General features: G+C 62.5%; 17 protein-coding genes. 9 read left to right on the top strand and 8 right to left on the bottom strand.

Annotated features, from left to right (window positions below):
- The first annotated feature begins 239 nt into the window (after window positions 1-239).
- The 7 genes from fabD to gmk all read left to right on the top strand — a co-directional run bounded on the left by fabD (window position 240) and on the right by gmk (window position 6,814).
- The gene (fabD, locus tag EN851_RS09450) at window positions 240-1,181 is read left to right on the top strand and encodes an ACP S-malonyltransferase (protein WP_127871432.1); all 942 of its coding nucleotides are present in this window, start codon (window positions 240-242) and stop codon (window positions 1,179-1,181) included.
- A gap of 57 nt (window positions 1,182-1,238) precedes the next feature.
- Window positions 1,239-1,976, top strand: coding sequence for a 3-oxoacyl-[acyl-carrier-protein] reductase (gene fabG, locus EN851_RS09445; RefSeq protein WP_135915339.1), 738 nt, complete (start codon window positions 1,239-1,241; stop codon window positions 1,974-1,976).
- A 212-nt stretch (window positions 1,977-2,188) separates the two neighbouring features.
- A complete protein-coding gene (locus EN851_RS09440; RefSeq protein WP_006203723.1) occupies window positions 2,189-2,425 on the top strand; it encodes an acyl carrier protein in 237 nt (78 codons plus the stop codon).
- 34 nt (window positions 2,426-2,459) lie between these two features.
- Complete coding sequence (gene fabF, locus EN851_RS09435) at window positions 2,460-3,722, top strand: beta-ketoacyl-ACP synthase II (protein WP_127871434.1); 1,263 nt, start codon at window positions 2,460-2,462, stop codon at window positions 3,720-3,722.
- Between the two features lie 99 nt (window positions 3,723-3,821).
- On the top strand, window positions 3,822-5,090 hold the full coding sequence (mltG, locus tag EN851_RS09430; RefSeq protein WP_135929047.1) for an endolytic transglycosylase MltG: 1,269 nt from the start codon (window positions 3,822-3,824) through the stop codon (window positions 5,088-5,090).
- Between the two features lie 155 nt (window positions 5,091-5,245).
- A complete protein-coding gene (locus EN851_RS09425; RefSeq protein ID WP_135929046.1) occupies window positions 5,246-6,136 on the top strand; it encodes a YicC/YloC family endoribonuclease in 891 nt (296 codons plus the stop codon).
- Between the two features lie 21 nt (window positions 6,137-6,157).
- Window positions 6,158-6,814, top strand: coding sequence for a guanylate kinase (gmk, locus tag EN851_RS09420; protein WP_027053294.1), 657 nt, complete (start codon window positions 6,158-6,160; stop codon window positions 6,812-6,814).
- Between the two features lie 138 nt (window positions 6,815-6,952).
- Here gmk and rsmA read toward each other — a convergent pair whose 3' ends face one another.
- The 6 genes from rsmA to lptF all read right to left on the bottom strand — a co-directional run bounded on the left by rsmA (window position 6,953) and on the right by lptF (window position 14,591).
- A complete protein-coding gene (rsmA, locus tag EN851_RS09415) occupies window positions 6,953-7,786 on the bottom strand; it encodes a 16S rRNA (adenine(1518)-N(6)/adenine(1519)-N(6))-dimethyltransferase RsmA (protein ID WP_127276074.1) in 834 nt (277 codons plus the stop codon).
- Window positions 7,787-7,811: 25 nt separating this feature from the next.
- Window positions 7,812-8,828 carry a 4-hydroxythreonine-4-phosphate dehydrogenase PdxA gene (gene pdxA, locus EN851_RS09410; RefSeq protein WP_189343618.1) on the bottom strand — a complete coding sequence of 339 codons (1,017 nt, stop codon included), beginning with the start codon at window positions 8,826-8,828 and terminating at the stop codon, window positions 7,812-7,814.
- A 13-nt stretch (window positions 8,829-8,841) separates the two neighbouring features.
- On the bottom strand, window positions 8,842-9,774 hold the full coding sequence (locus EN851_RS09405; protein WP_167531199.1) for a peptidylprolyl isomerase: 933 nt from the start codon (window positions 9,772-9,774) through the stop codon (window positions 8,842-8,844).
- A gap of 88 nt (window positions 9,775-9,862) precedes the next feature.
- Window positions 9,863-12,307 carry an LPS-assembly protein LptD gene (locus EN851_RS09400; RefSeq protein WP_189521793.1) on the bottom strand — a complete coding sequence of 815 codons (2,445 nt, stop codon included), beginning with the start codon at window positions 12,305-12,307 and terminating at the stop codon, window positions 9,863-9,865.
- Window positions 12,307-13,392, bottom strand: coding sequence for an LPS export ABC transporter permease LptG (lptG, locus tag EN851_RS09395; protein WP_189521826.1), 1,086 nt, complete (start codon window positions 13,390-13,392; stop codon window positions 12,307-12,309). Before lptG ends, EN851_RS09400 begins: the two co-directional genes overlap by 1 nt.
- Window positions 13,389-14,591, bottom strand: coding sequence for an LPS export ABC transporter permease LptF (lptF, locus tag EN851_RS09390; RefSeq protein WP_127276079.1), 1,203 nt, complete (start codon window positions 14,589-14,591; stop codon window positions 13,389-13,391). The genes lptG and lptF overlap by 4 nt, the downstream gene beginning before the upstream one ends.
- Before the next feature lie 364 nt (window positions 14,592-14,955).
- On the opposite strand from lptF, the gene EN851_RS09385 reads away from it, so the two are divergent.
- A complete protein-coding gene (locus tag EN851_RS09385) occupies window positions 14,956-16,479 on the top strand; it encodes a leucyl aminopeptidase (protein ID WP_135929043.1) in 1,524 nt (507 codons plus the stop codon).
- 9 nt (window positions 16,480-16,488) lie between these two features.
- Window positions 16,489-16,938 (top strand): DNA polymerase III subunit chi, encoded by a 450-nt coding sequence (locus tag EN851_RS09380; RefSeq protein WP_127276081.1) that lies wholly within the window; start codon window positions 16,489-16,491, stop codon window positions 16,936-16,938.
- Window positions 16,939-17,087: 149 nt separating this feature from the next.
- Here EN851_RS09380 and EN851_RS09375 read toward each other — a convergent pair whose 3' ends face one another.
- Both EN851_RS09375 and EN851_RS09370 read right to left on the bottom strand, forming a co-directional pair.
- On the bottom strand, window positions 17,088-17,606 hold the full coding sequence (locus tag EN851_RS09375; RefSeq protein WP_135863798.1) for a DUF995 domain-containing protein: 519 nt from the start codon (window positions 17,604-17,606) through the stop codon (window positions 17,088-17,090).
- 132 nt (window positions 17,607-17,738) lie between these two features.
- Entirely contained in the window at window positions 17,739-18,662 is a 924-nt protein-coding gene (locus EN851_RS09370; protein ID WP_127276083.1) for a glycoside hydrolase family 26 protein, read from the bottom strand.
- Window positions 18,663-19,165 lie beyond the last annotated feature (503 nt).

Raw genomic sequence — 19,165 nt, 5'->3', positions numbered from 1 at the left:
TGTCATATAATTGTCACGCAAAGCTAGCGCCTGTGACGGAAATAAGAAGAGCCAGCAAACGATTCGTGAGCGGTTTTCATCAGGTGTGATCGCCAAAAAGCCCTTTCGGAACAGGCTCTCGCTCAAGGATACGGCCTTCGGCATGGGCTGAAGTGGCTTGACTTGGCGGCCTGCCTTGCGTCACAGGCAGGGAAAATTCGTAGTATCACGCAAGCAGAACCAGTCTGGGGAGCCCTCGCATGGCCGTCGCATTTACCTTTCCAGGACAGGGCAGCCAGGCTGTCGGCATGGGCAAGGATCTCGCCGATGCCTTTCCCGAAGCGCGCAGGGTCTTCCAGGAAGTCGATGATGCGCTCGGCGAAAACCTGTCGAAGCTGATCTGGGAAGGTCCCGAAGAGACCTTGACGCTGACGGCCAACGCGCAGCCGGCCCTGATGGCGGTATCGCTGGCGGCGATCAGGGCGCTGGAAGCGCGCGGTTTCTCGCTGAAGGACCAGGTCGCCTATGTCGCCGGCCATTCGCTGGGCGAATATTCGGCACTCGCCGCCGCCGGCTTCGTTTCCGTCGCCGATGCCGCTCGTCTGCTGCGCATTCGCGGTAACGCCATGCAGGCGGCGGTGCCGGCCGGCGAGGGCGCCATGGCGGCGATCATCGGGTTGGAGCAGGCCGATGTCGAAGATGCCTGCGCCGAGGCCGCTAAGGGCTCGATTTGCCAGATCGCCAACGACAATGGCGGCGGCCAGCTGGTCATCTCAGGTGCAAAGGTCGCGGTCGAGCTGGCAGCGAAACTGTGCACCGATAAGGGCGCCAAGCGTGCGCTGATGCTGCAGGTGTCGGCGCCCTTCCATTCGGCGCTGATGGCGCCGGCGGCCAACGTCATGCGCGAGGCGCTTGCCGGCGTGGCAAAGACCGCGCCAGTCGTTCCCGTCGTGTCCAACGTATCGGTGCAGCCGTCGACCGATCCCGACGAGATCGCCGGGCGCTTGGTCGAGCAGGTGACCGGTCGCGTGCGCTGGCGCGAAACGGTGGAATGGTTCGGCGCCAACGGCATCACCACGCTTTACGAGATCGGTGCCGGCAAGGTGCTTTCGGGACTGGCTCGCCGCATCAACCGCGATATCGCCACCGCGTCCGTCGGTTCCTCGGCCGAGGTCGAGGCGGCACTTGCGGCGCTTGCATAAAGCGCCATTTGAGACCATCCCTATAAGGGGCGCCCTCTTCTCAACCTGGAGACAAAAATGTTCGAATTGACCGGCCGCAAGGCGCTTGTCACCGGCGCATCGGGGGGCATCGGCGAGGCGATCGCCAGGGTGCTGCATGCGCAGGGCGCGATCGTCGGCCTGCACGGCACGCGCGTCGAGAAACTGGAAACGCTGGCCTCCGAACTGGGCGATCGGGTCAAGCTGTTCCCGGCCAACCTGTCGAACCGTGACGAGGTCAAGGCACTCGGCCAGAAGGCGGAGGCCGATCTCGAGGGCGTCGATATCCTGGTCAACAATGCCGGCATCACCAAGGACGGCCTGTTCGTGCGCATGTCGGACGCCGACTGGGATACGGTGCTGGAGGTCAATCTCACCGCCGTTTTCCGGCTGACCCGTGAACTGACCCACCCGATGATGCGCCGCCGCCATGGCCGCATCATCAACATCACATCGGTGGTCGGCGTGACCGGCAATCCCGGCCAGGCGAACTACTGCGCCTCCAAGGCCGGCATGATCGGCTTGTCCAAATCGCTGGCGCAGGAAATCGCCACCCGCAACATCACCGTCAACTGCGTCGCTCCGGGCTTCATCGAATCGGCGATGACCGACAAGCTCAACGAGAAGCAGAAAGAGGCGATCATGGCGGCGATCCCGACGAAGCGCATGGGCACCAGTGCCGAAGTGGCGTCCGCCGTTGCTTATCTGGCTTCGAACGAGGCCGCCTACGTAACCGGGCAAACCATCCACGTGAATGGCGGCATGGCGATGATCTGAGCGAGCTCCGGCAGCAACATCGCCGCGCTGTGAAAACCCACCATTTCGGCTTGGACCTCGGCAATTTTTCGTGTAATGCGGCCCGCAACCCGGCGGTTCGGGCAAAAACCGGTCCGTGGCCGTTGCGTTTCCGGCAGGACCATCTTTCAGCTTGATTAGCGGCATTCCGCCCGCTAACGAAGACAGACAAACAAAAGACGAGGATGCCCCAAATGAGTGACACCGCAGAGCGCGTCAAGAAGATCGTCATCGAGCACCTTGGCGTCGATGCCGACAAAGTGACGGAGCAGGCGAGCTTCATCGATGATCTGGGCGCTGACAGCCTCGACACGGTTGAACTCGTCATGGCGTTCGAAGAAGAATTCGGCGTCGAGATCCCCGACGACGCAGCAGAGACCATTCTGACCGTTGGCGATGCGGTGAAGTACATCGACAAGGCTTCGGCCTGACGCTTTCCGCAGTCGTCACCGGGGAGGACCTGCGATGAGGCGTGTCGTCGTCACGGGCCTTGGCCTGGTTTCGCCGTTCGGCATGGGCTTCGAGCACGGCTGGAAGCAACTGCTGACCGGCCGCAGCGCTGCCAAGCGCGTCACCGAGTTCGAGGTGGATGATCTTGCCTGCAAGATCGCCCACGTCATTCCGCGTGGCGACGGCTCCAACGGTACGCTCAATCCCGAAGCCATTCTCGAGCCGAAGGAACTTCGCAAGATCGGCGACTTCATCCTGTACGGGATCGCGGCCGCCGATGAAGCGCTGAAGGATTCCGGCTGGCAGCCTTCCACCGAAGAAGAGCGTTGCGCCACCGGTGTGCTGATCGGCTCCGGCATCGGCGGTCTCGAGGGCATCGCCGAGAACGCGATCATCCTGAAGGAACGCGGCCCCCGCCGCATCAGCCCGTTCTTCATTCCGGGAAACATCATCAATCTCGTGTCAGGCCAGGTGTCGATCAGGCACGGATTGAAAGGCCCCAACCACGCTGTCGTCACCGCTTGCTCGACCGGCGCGCACGCCATTGGCGACGCAGCCCGGCTGATCATCTTCGGCGATGCTGACATCATGCTGGCCGGCGGCGCCGAATCGCCGGTGACCCGACTTTCGCTCGCCGGCTTCGCGGCCTGCCGGGCACTCTCGACCGAGCGCAACGACACCCCGCAAACCGCCTCGCGGCCTTACGACCGCGACCGCGACGGCTTTGTCATGGGCGAGGGGGCCGGTGTCGTGGTTCTGGAAGAGCTCGAGCATGCCAAGGCGCGCGGCGCCAAGATCTATGCCGAGGTGACCGGCTACGGTCTGACCGGCGACGCCTATCACATCACCGCGCCGGCCGAAGATGGCGACGGAGCCTTCCGCTGCATGACCGCGGCGCTGAAGCGGGCAAAGCTTACGCCGGCCGATGTCGACTACATCAATGCGCACGGCACCTCGACCATGGCCGATACGATCGAACTCGGCGCTGTCGAGCGGCTGGTCGGCAATGCGGCTTCCAAGATTTCGATGTCGTCGACCAAGTCGTCGATCGGCCATTTGCTGGGCGCGGCCGGTGCCGCCGAAGCGATCTTTTCGATCCTCGCCATCCGTGACAATATCGCACCGGCGACCATCAACCTCGACAATCCCGAGCGCGAAACCGCGATCGACCTGGTGCCGAACAAGCCGCGCCCGCGCCAGATCGACGTGGCACTGTCCAATTCCTTCGGCTTCGGCGGCACCAACGCCTCGCTGGTCTTCCAGCGTTATAATGGCTGACCGAGCTGCCGGGCGGTGCTTTGGCGTGCCGTCAATTTTGCCATATTCGCCCCTACTCTGCCGCAGGGGATTCGTTGAGAGATCGAACGGTAGGGCGAAATGAACACAAATCCGTCAGGCAACGGAGAATTCGGGCAAAGGCCGGCGAATGCCGGGCCGATCGTGCCGAAGACGGCAAGCGAGGCGCTGCGGCCGGAGGCTGGAACGCCGCCGCCGAAACGGTCGCGCGCTTCGCGCAGCCAGATCGTCGTGTTCATGAACTTCGTCATCTCCTCGGTGATGCTGATGGTTCTGGCGGCAGGCGTGGCCCTCTATTTCGGCAAGCAGGAGTTTACCGAACCCGGCCCTTCCGCCAATGGCGACACCTTCCTCGTCAAGCCCAACACCGGCGTCCAGGATATCGCCGACCAGCTTGAGCGCCGCGGACTGATCAGCGACGCCCGCGTGTTCCGCCTCGGCGTGCGTGTCTTCGGCAACGATTCCGCGCTCAAGGCCGGTGAATACGAGATCAAGCCCAGGGCGTCCATGCGCGACATCATGGAGCTCCTCAAGAGTGGCAAGTCGGTGATGTACTCGCTGACTATTCCCGAAGGGCTGACGGTCGAGCAGGCTTTGCAGCGCATCGCCGACGAACCCGCCCTGAGCGGCGATATGCCGTCGAAGACGCCCCCCGAGGGCAGTCTTGCCACCGACACGCTGCGCTTCACGCGAGGCGCAACGCGCCAGCAGATGGTCGACAAGCTGCTCGCCGATCAGAAGAAACTGGTCGATGAGGTGTGGCAGCGGCGCGCGCCGGATCTGCCCCTGGCCAGCGTCGAGGACTTTGTCACCCTGGCCTCGATCGTCGAGAAGGAAACCGGCAAGGGCGATGAACGCTCACGCGTGGCCGCCGTCTTCCTGAACCGGTTGGCCAAGGGCATGCGCCTGCAGTCCGATCCGACCATCATCTACGGTCTGTTTGGCGGCAAGGGCAAGCCGGCGGACCGTCCGATCTACCAGTCCGACATCCAGAAGCAGACGCCTTACAACACCTATGTGATCAGCGGCTTGCCGCCGACACCCATCGCCAATCCCGGCCGCGCGGCCCTCGAAGCCGTGGCCAATCCGTCGAAGACCGACGATCTCTATTTCGTCGCCGACGGCACGGGCGGCCACGTCTTTGCCGCGACCCTGGACGAGCACAATGAAAACGTCGCCCGCTATCGCGCGCTGCAGAAGAAGCAGGCCGATGACGCAGCCAAGGCCGCCGCTGCCGCCGGTACCAGCGGCAGTGCCGACAAGCCTGCAGCAGACAAGCCAGCCGACGACAGCGATGCCAGCGGCGGCGACAATGGCGATGCCGGCGGTGATGCGGGCGCGGCCCAGTAATGTGAAGAAAGGCGTTGCCTGGAAGGCGGCGGCCTGACATTTGAGAGAACGCCAGGCGTCCGATTTCGACGCGTTCGCGGCGTAGTCATTTTAAGCCGCGCTTGCCCTACCGGAAAACCGGTTTCAGGGTGAGGCGCCAGGGATGTGCGGGCGACATGAATTTGCAGAGTATGACCGGTTTCGCGCGGGCCGTCGCCGAGCACGACGGCACCTCCATTGCCTGGGAAGTCAAATCCGTCAATGGCAAGAGCGTCGAGGTGCGACTGCGGCTGCCCCAAGGATTCGAGCGGCTGGAACCTGTGGTCAGGCAAACGCTGCAGAAGCGTTTCGCCCGCGGCAATTTCCAGGCGACGCTGACCATCGGCCGCGCCTCCGGCACGCAGGCGCAACCTATCGTCAACGAGGCGTTTCTGAAGGATCTTGCCGGCCTGGCCAAGCGGCTGCAGGAGCAGTTCGGCGTCGCGCCCGCGACGGCTGACGGATTGCTGTCGCTGCGTGGTGTGCTCGACGTACCTGAAACCATCGAGACCGAAGAGGCGCGGACCGCACTCGACGCCGCCATCATGGCCGCGCTCGACGTGGCGCTGAACGGCCTGGAACAGGCCAGGCACGGTGAGGGCGCAGCACTGGCCGTGCTTTTGTCCGGCCATGTCGATACTATCGAGACGCTGACCCTGCGCGCGGAAGCTGACCCGTCACGCGATGCGGCGGTGATCCGCGAACGCATCGCCGAGCAGGTCAGGCTGCTGATGGACGCATCCGCCAATCTGGATGCAAGCCGGCTGCACATGGAGGCGGCGTTCCTTGCCACCAAGGCCGATATTCGCGAAGAGATCGACCGGCTGAAAACGCATGTCGCGTCTGGCCGGGCCTTGCTTGAGGGCGGCGGCGCGGTCGGCCGCAAGCTCGATTTTCTGGCACAGGAATTTAACCGCGAATCAAATACGCTGTGCTCCAAGTCGAACGCCGCGACAGTCACAGCGATTGGGCTGGAGTTGAAGGCCGTGGTCGACCAGTTTCGTGAACAGGTCCAGAATCTGGAGTAGCCGATGGTTGCCAAGGAACCGATGGTTCCCAGGGATTTGGGGTCCCGCATCCGCCGCCGGGGGTTGATGCTCGTCCTGTCGTCTCCATCGGGGGCCGGCAAGTCGACGATCGCGCGCAACCTTCTGGAGAGCGATTCAAGCCTTGAACTGTCGGTCTCGGTTACCACAAGGCCGCGCCGGGGTTCGGAAATCGAGGGCGTTCACTACCACTTCCGCACGATGCGCGAATTCGAGCGGCTGCGCGATTCCGACGCGCTCCTCGAATGGGCGGAGGTGCACGGCAATTGCTACGCGACACCGCGCGAGCCGGCCGAACTGGCGCTGGCGCAGGGCCGCGACATGCTGTTCGACATTGACTGGCAGGGCGCTCAGCAGCTCAAGGAGAAGATGCGCGCTGACATCGTCTCGATCTTCATCCTGCCTCCGTCGATGAAAGAATTGAAGGCGCGGCTGAAGCGCCGCGCCGAGGACCAGGAAGCGGTGATCGAGACGCGGCTGAAGAACGCCCGCAACGAGATCGAGCACTGGAAGGAATATGACTTCGTCATCGTCAACGACGATCTCGACCGTGCCTTCGCCGAAGTGCGCGGCATCGTCGTTGCCGAGCGGCTGCGGCGCGACCGCCGGCCGGGTCTCTTCGATTTCGTGTCGGGATTGCTGGACGAGAAAACGGTGTGATCGCCCTTTCCTTCTTCCCGTCAACGGGGAGAAGGTGGCCCGAAGGACCGGACGAGGGGCAGCACCATACCTTCGCAACTTCGCACTGCCCTTCATCTGCCTGCCGGCATCGTCTCCCCGTGAACGGAGAGAGCGGAGTTAGACCGCATTGGTCAGCCGCACGAACTCCTCGACGCTGAGTGTTTCCGCCCTGCGCGTCGGGTCGATCCCCGCTCGTTCGAGCAAGGCCTCGCCGCCGAGGCTTTTCACGCTCTGGCGCAGCATCTTCCGGCGTTGGCCGAAGGCGGCTTCCGTGACTCGGCCGAGTTTCTTCACATCGGCGGGCAGGGGTGTCGTGCGCGGCTCCAGGTGCACCACCGAAGAGGTGACCTTGGGTGGCGGCGTGAAGGCCTGAGGCGGGACGTCGAAGGCGATCCTGGCCTGCGTGCGCCAGCCGGCGAGCACGCCCAGCCTGCCATAGGCATCGCTGTCGGGTGCCGCCACGATGCGCTGGGCGACCTCACGCTGGAACATCAGCGTCATCGAGGCGTAGTAGGGCGGCCAGTTTGGGACCGTCAGCCATCGGACCAGCAGTTCCGTGCCGATATTGTAAGGCAGGTTGGCCACGATCCGGACCGGACCGTGGTCGGCCTCCGAGGCGAGTGCCGCGAAGTCGGTCTTCAGCGCGTCGCCCGAAATCACCTCCAGCCGACCGGGGTAATGAGCGGAGACTTCGGCAAGCGCAGCCAGGCAGCGTTCGTCGCGCTCGATGGCAACGACCCGGCGGGCGCCGTTCGATAGCAGCGCCCTTGTCAGCCCTCCAGGCCCGGGCCCGACCTCGATCACCGTGGCATTTGCCAGGTCGCCGGCGCTGCGTGCGATCTTGCCGGTCAGATTGAGATCGAGCAGGAAGTTCTGGCCGAGAGCCTTTTTCGCCTGCAGCCCATGGCGCTCGATGACGTCGCGCAGTGGTGGCAGCCCATCGATGCTCATGCGCGAAGACCGGAAGCGGAAGCACTCATGCGGCGACGGCCTTCGCGTCGATGTCGGCGAGCTTCCTGGCGAGCTTCAGCGCCGCTATCAGGCTGTCCGGCCGCGCCACGCCCTTGCCGGCGATGTCGAAGGCGGTGCCGTGGTCGGGGGAGGTGCGGATGAAGGGCAGGCCCAGCGTGACGTTGACAGCTTCGTCGAAGGCCAGCGTCTTGGCCGGGATCAACGCCTGGTCGTGATACATGCACAGTGCGGCGTCGTAGCCTGCCCGCGCCCGGGCATGGAACAGCGTGTCGGCGGGCAAGGGCCCGAAAGCATCGATGCCTTCAGCGCGCAGGGTGTCGACCGCTGGGCGCACGATATGCTCGTCTTCCATGCCCATGGAGCCGCCTTCGCCGGCATGCGGATTGAGGCCGGCAATGGCGAGCCGAGGCCTGGCGATGCCGAAGCGGCCGGCAAGGTCGGCCGCGGTGATGCGTGCGGTCGCGACGATCAATTCGGTGCTCAGGGCCTTCGGCACGTCGGCCAGGGCGATGTGGATGGTTACGGGAACCGTGCGTAAGTCCGGGCCTGCCAGCATCATCACCGGCATCGCCTCGACGCCGCTGTGCCGAGCCGCCAGATGCGCCAGATATTCGGTGTGGCCGGGAAAACGGAAGCCGGCATCATAGAGCGGCTTCTTGGCGATCGGGCAAGTCACCACGGCGGCCGCCTCGCCGGCAAGGCAGGCCTCGACCGCGCGGTCGATCGCTTCGATGGTGCCGGCTGCGTTGGCGGGGTCTGGCCGGCCGGGGCTGTCGATGAAGCGCTCCGTCAGGGGAACGATCGGCAAGGCGCGGCCAAAGACCTCGATCGCCTGCACCGGCGTCACTTCCTGGACAGGCAGCGAAACGCCAAGGTGGCGCGCGCGCGCCGCGACCACGGCCGGGTCGGCCAGAAGGTAGAAGGGGGGCAAGCCGACGGCGTCCCGCGCAAGGAAGGCGGCGATGGCGATTTCAGGGCCGATACCGGACGGATCGCCGACGCTCAACGCCAGCGCGGTCATCGCGCGGCCCACGTCAGCGCTTGACGATGCGGGCTTTAGCCTTCAGCTCGTCAACATATTTCTTGCTGAGATCGTCGGCGGCCTTGTCGTTGGAGCCTTCGCTCTGGAATACCATCTGTGCCGTCTTGTCGTCGGACACTTCGCGCGACGAGCAGATGCCGATGAATTCGACGCCGCGTTCGGTCTCGCGCGTGACGGTGGCGCCACCGACCTTGGTCGCCTTGATCTGCTCGGCCCAGTCCGGCGGTAGTTGCGGCGCCAGAATCCGGCCGAGGTCGCGAACGGTGACGTCGATCAGGCCCTTGGCGAACTCGCGTGTCGTGTTGCAGCCGTTGAAGCGGGCACGCATGGCATCGGCCTCGCGCTTGCGCTTGGCCAGTGTCGCGCTGCGTTCGGCCGCTGGCACGACGAAGATGACCTGCTGCAGCATGTATTCCATGGCGCTCGGCTTGGCGCCGCCCTTGTCAAGCATGCGCCGCACCGCGTCCTGTTCGGTCACGCTGCCACCTTCACCGGAGCGGTAACGCGCGCTCAAGGCTTGGTTCCATGCCATCTGGGCACGAATGAACTCCTTGAAATGGTCCTTGCTGACGCCGGATTTTTCCATGACGCCGTCGAGCTGGCCGAGCTGCATCTTGTTGTTGGTGGCAAAGCGCTGATAGGCGGCCTCAACCTGGGCATCGCTGATACGGATGCCAAGCCGTCTGGCCTCGGCGAGGCGCAGCGTCTGGTCGATCATTTCCTGGGCAGCGTCGCCCTTCTTGTGTTGCAGCTTCAGGAAGGCGGCACGATGGGCGATGTCACCACTGGTGATTGCTATGTCGTTGACGACGTATTTGATCTCGCTGGCGAAAGCCGGCGGCGTCATCACGGTCATCGACAGGGATGTCGCCGCCACAAGCAACGCGAACCCTGCTGAAAAGAGGTATTTCCTCATCGTTGGCATCCCAATTCTATTCCGGCTCCGCCCAATTCCGTCCCCTTCCGGATACGCGAATCCGTGCCAGCCCTATGCGGCGAAACGATGTCGCCGCTTATTGGATGGTGTCGATTGCGTTGGTCGACGAGCCGAAGTCGCCGAGGGTGCGGAACGACAGGTTGAATCCGATGCTCTGCGTCACTTCCCTGGTGTTCAGGTCACGCGACTGCGCGTACGTCATCAGATAGGTGAAGCAGGAATCGTTGTAGGCGAAGCCCACCCCGTCCTTGACCAGCAGGCCCTCCTGCAAATCGTAGGTTCCTGTTCCGAACACGCGCCAGTTCTCGGCAAGATGTGTCGATGCGCCGAGCGTGACCTCGTGACGGTCGGTCGTGAACCCATAGAGCGGCTGGGCCTGGATGAAGGCATACTTGGCGCTCAACGACACCGGCAGGCCGGAATAAGCAGCTTTCAGCTCGGCGCGGCGGATCTCGAAGCTCTGTTCGTCGAAACGGCCGCTGACCGAGGCCGCGAAGCCATTGGGACTGGTTATGCCAAACAGGCCGACATAGTCGGACTTGGTTGTCTCAAGCCCTGAATTTGCGCCGACATTGACCAGATCGGGTGCCGCAAAGGAGTTTTCGCCGCCAATCTGATAGGACTGGCCGAAGATCGCATTGGTGCCCCAGCCGTTGATGTAGGAGCCGGAATAGCGCAGGCCGACATTGGCACGCGAGCCGCCCTCGATGCGGTCGTAACCGGAGAACTTGTCGCGTTCGAACAGCGTGGTTGCATCGAAAACCATGCTTTGAGCGTCTTCGTTCGGAATGGAGAGGCCGCCGACATACTGTTCGTTCGGGCGCAGGAACACCTGAGCCATCGGCTCGACAACGTGGCTCGACCCGCTGGCCAGCGAGAACAACAGCGGCCAGCTCATCTCGAGCCCGGCGGTCGCCATGTAGCGTGCGAAGGACGAGCGCATGTCTTCGCTGGTATGTATGTCAGGGTTGGCGGCCATCTCCTGAATGGCCGCGAGCGAAGCCGATGACGCGCGGACGTAGTCAACATCGCCCTGGAATGCCAGCAGTGGTGTCAATACCAGCCCATCATCGGTAACGAATGTCCGCTTCCATTCGGCTTCGGTGGTGAGTCTGCCAGACTCGCCCTCTATGCCACGGACACGCTGTGCCGGCGTGGCAGAATCGTATGGCGTGTTGAAAGCTTCGTCGAGATCTTCGCGGCGAATGACTCGCGTATTTACGTTGAACGACAACTGGCCGCCGGCGACCGATGTGTCGGGGATATAGGCATAGTCGAGCGAGGGCAGCACCCAAGGCTGCTGGCCGCTTCGCGCCGCGGCATTTTCGTTGGGCGTATCTTCCTGGACCTCGAAATGCATGGCGCGCACGTCGAAATAATTACGGTCATTAAGGCCGGTCAGGTAGACGGACGACTGGTGAACGTAGGCATTGTACTTGGCGATGTTGTAGGTGTTGGAGAAGTTCTTGTCGGTCTGCAGCAACACGTCCCAGCCGAAATTCCAGCGCTCGTTGATCGCGAACTGCCCCTGCGTGCCCATCATGCCGCGGAACTTGTTCGGATCGCCCACCGCGCCGGAATCGATATTGTGACCAGCGGTCGAGGGGAAGGCCGCGCCGTCGATGAAGGCGTCCGGATCCTGCTGCTGAATGCCGGCGATCTTGAAAGTGTATTCGCCATTGTTGAAGCGCTGGCGCCATTCGGCTTCGCCGAGGAAGCCCTGCTTGGTGTAGCCGCTTCCGGTCACCGTCAGGTCATATGTCGGCGAAAGGGCGAAATAGTAGGGGATCTTGACGCTGTACCCCAAGTGACTGTTGTAGCCGATACTGGGGATCAGGAAGCCGCTCTTGCGCTTCACCGTCGGGTCGGCGATCTCGAACGCCGGCAAGTAGGCCAGCGGAAACCCGAAGAACTCGAAATTCGCGTTCTCGAAGCGAACCGTCTTCTTCTCGCCGTTCCAGATGATCTTTCTGGCTTTGACGCGCCATGTCGGCGCCTTGTCGGGCTTGTCTTCGCATGGTTCGCAGGCAGTGTAGACACCATTGTGGAAGGTGGTCAGCACGCCGCCCATGCGTTCGGCGCTTTCGGCGGCGAAATAGGCCTTGTCGACGGTTTCAACGCGCAGCGCGTTGACGAAGCCGTCTGCGAAATCGTCGGTGATGTCGATGTGCTGCGAATTGATCTTGGTGCCGTCGCTGTTGACGATCTCGACATTGCCGCTGGCAACCATTCGCTTGGTGTTGCGGTTGTACACGACCTTCTGGGCGACGAGGCGGTTGCCGCCATAGTCGATCTGCACGCCGCCGATGGCGGTCACCGTCTGGTTGTCGTTGTTGTATTCCAGCGTGTCGGCGGCCAGCAGCATCTGCGAGCCGGACGGAACCGCGGTCGCCATGTTGCCGACATCCTGCGCGAACGCCGGCAGCGGGACGCCGCAGGCGACCAGGCACGCCAAGGCGCTCGCCGCATAGAGGCGCGCCAAACGGGCCTGCCTGTCGCTGGGCAAAAACGCCTCCCTCACTAGCCGTCTTCCTTGTATAGCAGGAAAGTCACCCCGAAGAACATAGCTACCACGACCGGCACCCAGGCCGCTATGGCAGTCGGCACGAACCCCGCCACGCCGAACGCCTTCACCAGCACCGAAACGACATAAAGCAGAAACCCGGCAACGACGCCACCCAGAATCATCGTTGCCGACTGCCCCATTCGCGCAAATCGCATTGAAACTGTTGCCGCAATCAGCGTCATGGCGACGAGGAGAAACGGCAACGCCACCAGCGAATCAAACTGCATGGCAAAGGCATTTGCCTTGAGGCCGAAGGAACGGGCAACCTCGATTTTTCCGGGCAGGTCATAGAAGGGAATTGTCTCCGGGCGCGCTAGCCGCTCCTGCACGAATTCCGGCTTCAGATTGGTCGGCACACGATCGTTCGCGACGGGCTGGATGGTGCCGTTCCTGAAGATCTTCACATCCTGCAATTCCCAATAACCGTCGCGCAGGTAAGCACGCGCCGCATCCTTGCGCTCGACGATATTGCCTTGCTGATCGAGGATGAAAAAGACCGCGTCGGCCATCTCCAGACCCTGGTCGAGGATGGCCCGCGCGCCGATGATCGTATCGCCGGAACTGGTTTTCTGGCGAATCCAGGGAGCGGCGTCGGCCGAAACCGTGTTGGATTTGCCGGAGCGCAGCTGCGTCTCGATCTGTTCGGACAAGGAGAAGGCGTGCGCGGCGAGCGGGTTGATGACTCCGACCGAGACGGCGCCGAACAGCAGTGCGCCGATGCAGCACGGCAAAAGGAACTGCCAGGCGGAAACGCCCGCGGACCGCGCGATGACAAGTTCGTACCGCCGGTTGAGCGAAACCAGCGTCGCCATCGCCGAGAACAAGCCGACAAACGGCACCGTCTGCAGCATGATCATGGGCATTCGAAGGCCGGAAATGGCCATTGCCGTGCCATAGGTGAACCCTGGCAGGCCGGTGGTGCGGCCGGACAGTTCGGTGAAATCGATAAGGAATACCAGTGCCAGAAGGCCGAGGAAGAACCAGATCGTGATCGCCACGTAGCGGAAGAAGAAATATCGACCCAGAGTCCAGCCCATCAGCCGACCCCCTGGCCTGAGGTGTCGCGCCTGGAGAGACGCAATTTGAGGGCATTCCAGCCATCACCGATTCGGCTGGCCAGGTTTGTCATCCAGTCCGCCCAGGCAACCGGCAGTTCCATGGTCCGGTTCGATACGATGAACCAGATCGCCACCGCGGAAGCCACGATCGGCACGCCATAGACCATGTAGGCATATTGCGGGACCTCATCGGCCTTGCTGGCGGCGAAGAAACCCAGCCAGCGCACGAACAGCGATATCGCGATGGCGGTGATCAGCGGATTGACGCGCGCCTCGCGATGCGAACGCGCGTCTCCCGCCACCGCGAGCGCGATCAGCGCAAAAACCATGGAGTAGGTCCATTCCGAAAACCGCTGGTCGACCTCGGCCCGGTACTCCTGGGGACTTTGCTGGTAATTCTTGTCGTTAGGACTTGGATTGAGCAGGTATTGGGTGGTCTGGTCCTTTGGCAGGAGCGTCACCTGGTTGGCCGCCGACATGAAGGCCGACATGTCGAAGGCATAGGACGTGAACCGTATGACACTGAGGTCGCCCGTCAGCGTTTTGCGATGGATGACGCCGTCATTCATCATCAGCACCTTTTCGCCGCCGCGTTCGATGATGCTGCCAGTCTTGGCATAATAGACGAGATTGACGCCTTCCTCGCGCGAATCGGCGACGAAGATGCCACCCAGCCGGTTGTCGGGAAGCCGCTCGCCAATCTGCAGGAACAGTCCGTCCTCGATCTTGCGGAAGGTGCCTTCCTGGATGATCAGCGACAAAAGGTCGGCGCGCGACTCCGCCACCAGGGCGCGGTTCTTCTGTCGTGCATAGGGGTCGATGCCGTTGTCCACGGCGAACGAAAAGACGCTGGCGGCCAGCGCCAGCAGCATGATCGGCCGCACGATGGTCCATCGTGAGGCTCCCGATGCATTGACCACCGCGAGTTCCGAATCCGAATTCATCACACTGAGCGTCTGGGCGACCGCCACTACGAGCGCGAAAGGCACGACGATCGGAACGATGGAGGGGAGAATAAGGGACGCGACCTCGAAGAAGGTCAAAGCTGACTGACCGCTGTCGGTGACCAGGTTGATCTTGGCCAACACCTGCGTCGTCCACACGATGGCCAGCGTCCAGACCAGTGCTGCCAGGAAGACCACGAAAGTGCGGCGCATGATGTAGCGTTCAACGACCTTCATGAAGGCTTTACTCGATTTTCTCGAACGGCATCATGCCACCACGCTAAGGGTAGCTGTCCGGCGACGCCCGCACAACTGGCTCCGTTGGGCTGCATTAGGCAGGCGATCCGGTTCCCGTCCCACGTCGCGTGCCGCAGTAGGCCGGAGTGTCGGCGGCAATGGATAAGAAAGGACGAACATCGATGGTTAACAACAGGTTGCGGCATGAAGCGGAGCCGTTCCGCGACGAATCGCCATCGATTCCATGTCTCATATGGGTAGCCATTTTGGCAAAGTCTTGCCAAATGCCGGAAAACGACCAAATGTCGCGGATCGCTTCAAACCGCTTCGCGCATCATCGCGCAATCCCCGAAAGCAGGACATGATGAACCCGAGACCGTCGATCGCCTTTGCAAAATTCGCCGCGCCCCAGACGGCGGCGAACAGAAAGGGCACGGTCTTCGTGCTGTCGGCGGATGACGGTGGCCTGAGCGATATGGCCAGGGCTTACGATCCGGGCAAGACGCTGGATCGGGCTTTCCCGGTCGCCGAATTTACCGGCAAGTTCGCCGGCACTGTCGAAATCCTGGCGCCCGAAGCAACATCGCTCGACAGGTTGGTCGCGGTCGGCGCAGGCAGGGTGTCGGGGCTCGACGAGTATGCCTGGCTGAAGCTCGGCGGCACCATTGCGGCATCGCTGCGCAAGGCAACCGACGTGGCCGTGGTGCTCGACCTGGCCGGTGCCTCGCCCGATGGCAAGGACGCCGCGAACCTTGCGGCCGGCATTCTCTTGCGCGGCTATTCCTTCGACAAGTACAAGACCAGGAAGGATAAGGACGACGGCCAGGGCAGCGGCAAGGCCGATCCGAAAAAGCCGGTCAAGGTGACCATCCATACCGCCGATCCGGTGGGCGCCAAGAAAGCCTTCGCCGATGCCGAGGCGGTGATCGACGGTGTGCTTCTGGCGCGCGATCTGGTCAACGAACCGGCAAACGTGCTGGGACCAGTCGAATTCGCCGCCCGCGCCAAGGAACTCGAGGCGCTTGGCGTCAAGGTCGAGATCCTGGCCGAAAAGGAGATGAAGAAGCTCGGCATGGGCTCGCTGCTCGGTGTCGCGCAGGGCTCGCCGCGTGGCGCCCGTATGGCGGTCATGCAATGGAACGGCGGCAAGCCCAAGGACAGCCCGGTCGCCTTCGTCGGCAAGGGCGTTACGTTCGACACCGGCGGCAATTCGATCAAGCCGGCGTCCGGCATGGAGGACATGAAGGGCGACATGGGTGGCGCTGCCGCCGTGACCGGGTTGATGCACGCGCTCGCCGCGCGCAAAGCCAAGGCCAATGTCGTCGGCATCATCGGTCTTGTCGAAAACGCGGTCGACGGTTATGCGCAGCGCCCGGGCGACATCGTCACCTCGATGTCGGGACAGACCATCGAGGTGCTCAACACCGACGCGGAGGGGCGCCTCGTCCTGGCCGACGCGCTGTGGTACTGCAACGACCGCTTCCAGCCGAAATTCATGGTCAACCTGGCGACGCTGACCGGCGCCATCATGGTTGCGCTCGGCCTGCATTATGCGGGCCTGTTCTCCAACAACGACGAACTGGCGCAAAGGCTGACCGCGGCCGGACAGTCAACGCAGGAACGGCTGTGGCGCATGCCGCTCGGCGCCGAATACGACAAGCTGATCGATTCCAAGAATGCCGACATGAAGAACATCGGTGGCCGCTACGGCGGCGCGATCATCGCCGCGCAGTTCCTGCAGCGCTTCGTCAAGGACACGCCCTGGGCACATCTCGACATTGCCGGTACCGCGATGGGCTCGCCATTGAACGAGATCAACCAGTCGTGGGGTTCGGGTTTCGGCGTACGGCTGCTGGACCGGCTGGTGCGTGATCACTACGAAAGCTGACGTCGATCCATGGCCGATGTGCTGTTCTACCATCTGACCGAATCGACCCTGGAGGATGCGCTTCCGGGGCTGCTCGAGCGCAGCGTCGATCGCGGCTGGCGCGCCGTGGTGCAGACCGGCACCGAGGAACGGCGAGACGCGCTCGACCAGCATCTGTGGACTTTCCGCGATGATTCCTTCCTGGCGCACGCGACCGATCGCGAAGCCTACCCAACTGAACAGCCAATCCTGCTGACCACCGGCGCCGGCAACCCCAACGAGGCCAAAATCAGGTTCCTGGTCGACGGCGCCGCCCCGCCCGACCTCGGCGGTTACGAGCGTGCGGTTTTCCTGTTCGATGGCCATGACGCGGCCCAGGTCGAGATGGCCCGGGCGCATTGGAAGACGATGAAGGACGCGGGCCACGCCGTGACCTACTGGCAGCAGACGTCAGACCGCCGCTGGGAACGCAAGGCCTAGTTTAGAGCAATTCCAGGAAAACTGTGCACCTATCCAGGGAAAGCGCGTAGCGCACTCCATAGGGAGGTGCGTAAGAACCAAGGGCTGGAGCCGTTCGGCGTTTCCCCGAAACGATGAGCATCTCCAGCCCAGCGTCGCGGATGACAGTTCTAGAGTCTTGCCTTGATTCGGTTCTGTTTCCTGGTGACGTAGTCGCCGTATTTCAATTTCATGAACTCGTCCGAGCGGTTCCGATGCGGGCTCCTGAAAACGTACCATTCGCCATCAGGCGATTTGCGCTTGTAGATCGCCTTGCCGGTCTGGCGATGCTCGAAGCAGGTCATGGAGCCCTTCACGCCCCAGGCGCCGTGCCATTGCGCGCGGTAGCACAACTTGCCGCCGCCGGGGATGAACCATGTCCCGTCGCCATAGCCCGGCTGGCCCTTTTCGGTCGACCAGGCGTTGAATTGCCGCTGCCTGACGGCAAAGAACGCGGCCCCGTGATTGCCCCACATCCACGAATGGTTCTGATAGATTTGGTAGACGCCTTCGTCGGGCACCACGGCGCCCTTTTGCGCCTGCTCGGCGATTTTGGTCGCTGTCTCGGCTGTCGCAGGGACCTGTAAGGCAAGAACAAGAACGGAGCAGGCGAACGCCGCTCCGACACAATTACCCAGCACTCGTTTCACGGAACTACTCCACAGACTGATTCACGCCACGCCTCAACCATCATGCCGAAACACTGGTCCGGCATGGATGCCAATCAAACAAGAAAGATGGAGATCCATCCCGATCGTGTCGGGACGCATCGAACGATGCGTCTACGGCAGGACGTGCTGGGTCACCCTCCAATCGGGCAGACCATAGCCCCCCAGCCACGGCCACACTTCTTTCTGGTTGAAGTAGACAACGGACGTGAGCGCCGGGAACTCCGCATAGGACTTGCGGGAATCGTCCTGCCACTTCGAAACATAGTCCTGCTTGCCGACATAGCCGAGTTCCGCCACCACGATCGGCTTGTTGAAACCCGCCACGCGGTCATAGCCGGGTTTCAGCATCTCGGCGAACGTACGGTCGCGACCGGCCTCGTCATTGTCCTTTTTCTGCAGGCCGAACACCGACAGGCCGATCACGTCGACATAGTCGTCACCGGGGTAGTATTTTTCCAGGCCTTCTTCACCTTTGGGCGACCACATGTATTTGGCCGCGGGGGCCGCCTTGCGGCAGATATCGACTTCGCGCTTGTAAGCTGAGATCCAGTCCTTGGGAGCCCAGTTGGCCCAGGTGAAGCGGCCGTTCTTGTCTTCCATTTCCTGCGCCCAGCGAATGGTTACCGGGCTTTTCATCTGTCCCACCAGGCCACAGATCGCCTGCATATTGGCATCATACCTGCCGCCCAATATGCCGTCACGCAGTTCGGGCGGCGTGATGCGCCAGTCCTTCGACCAGGTCCACGGCTCGATCGTGATCAACAGCGAGCGACCGCGCTCCTGGGCATAGGTGTCTGCCAGAGGCAGCGTCGATAGATCGACATCTTCCCAAGGCAGGAACAGTTCCTCGATGCTGGCGGTCTTGTCATTGGTGAAATCGCCATACGGATCGTACGAGCCGAATGCCGACGCGGCGCTGCTCGTCTGGACGGGGTCTGTCGCGGGGGCGGAACCGGCGCCTCCCGCGGAAGGAAACGCGGCACTTCCGCCCAAAGCCAGCGCGACTACAAGTACATTTGCTGCGGAGTGTTTCATCGTTGACCTCCTATGGCCTTAGCTTCCCATGGAAGCCAAGGCTTCGCCCGCCGCATCGATGCCTGATCGACACGACTACCCAACACCGATCGGGTCTATTGGCGGAATCTGCGGGATTTCGGAGCGACCATTGGCGGGTGTGCCAACCTGTGCAAGGGGCCACCCAAATTATCTCTCAAGGCGCCGACACTGAGGAGCTTCAGAGAGAAAGTTCGCCGCGATACTCACAAATTCGCGTCAATATTCCGATATATCATCCCTGACTAATTTAAGAGCCGGACCGGACCAAGAGTCAAGAACAATTAACGATCGGTTAACCTTGGCGCTCGCAACATGGTTAACGCTGCCCGGCGGTGCAGCCTCCAGATCGCCTTGACCCCGGCGAATTCTCCAAAGCGCAAAAAAGGTGCGGTTCATCATTCCGGCATGGGTCGACGGCGACTCTTCGGCGGAATACTTGCTGCGATTCAAAGGCGTTAGGTTAACCAGTTCTCAAGAAAGCT

The sequence above is a fragment of the Mesorhizobium sp. M8A.F.Ca.ET.208.01.1.1 genome (assembly GCF_004791315.1).
Lineage (GTDB): Bacteria > Pseudomonadota > Alphaproteobacteria > Rhizobiales > Rhizobiaceae > Mesorhizobium.
Note: the sequence above shows the minus strand (reverse complement) of the source record. Positions and strands in the feature narration are given on the sequence as shown.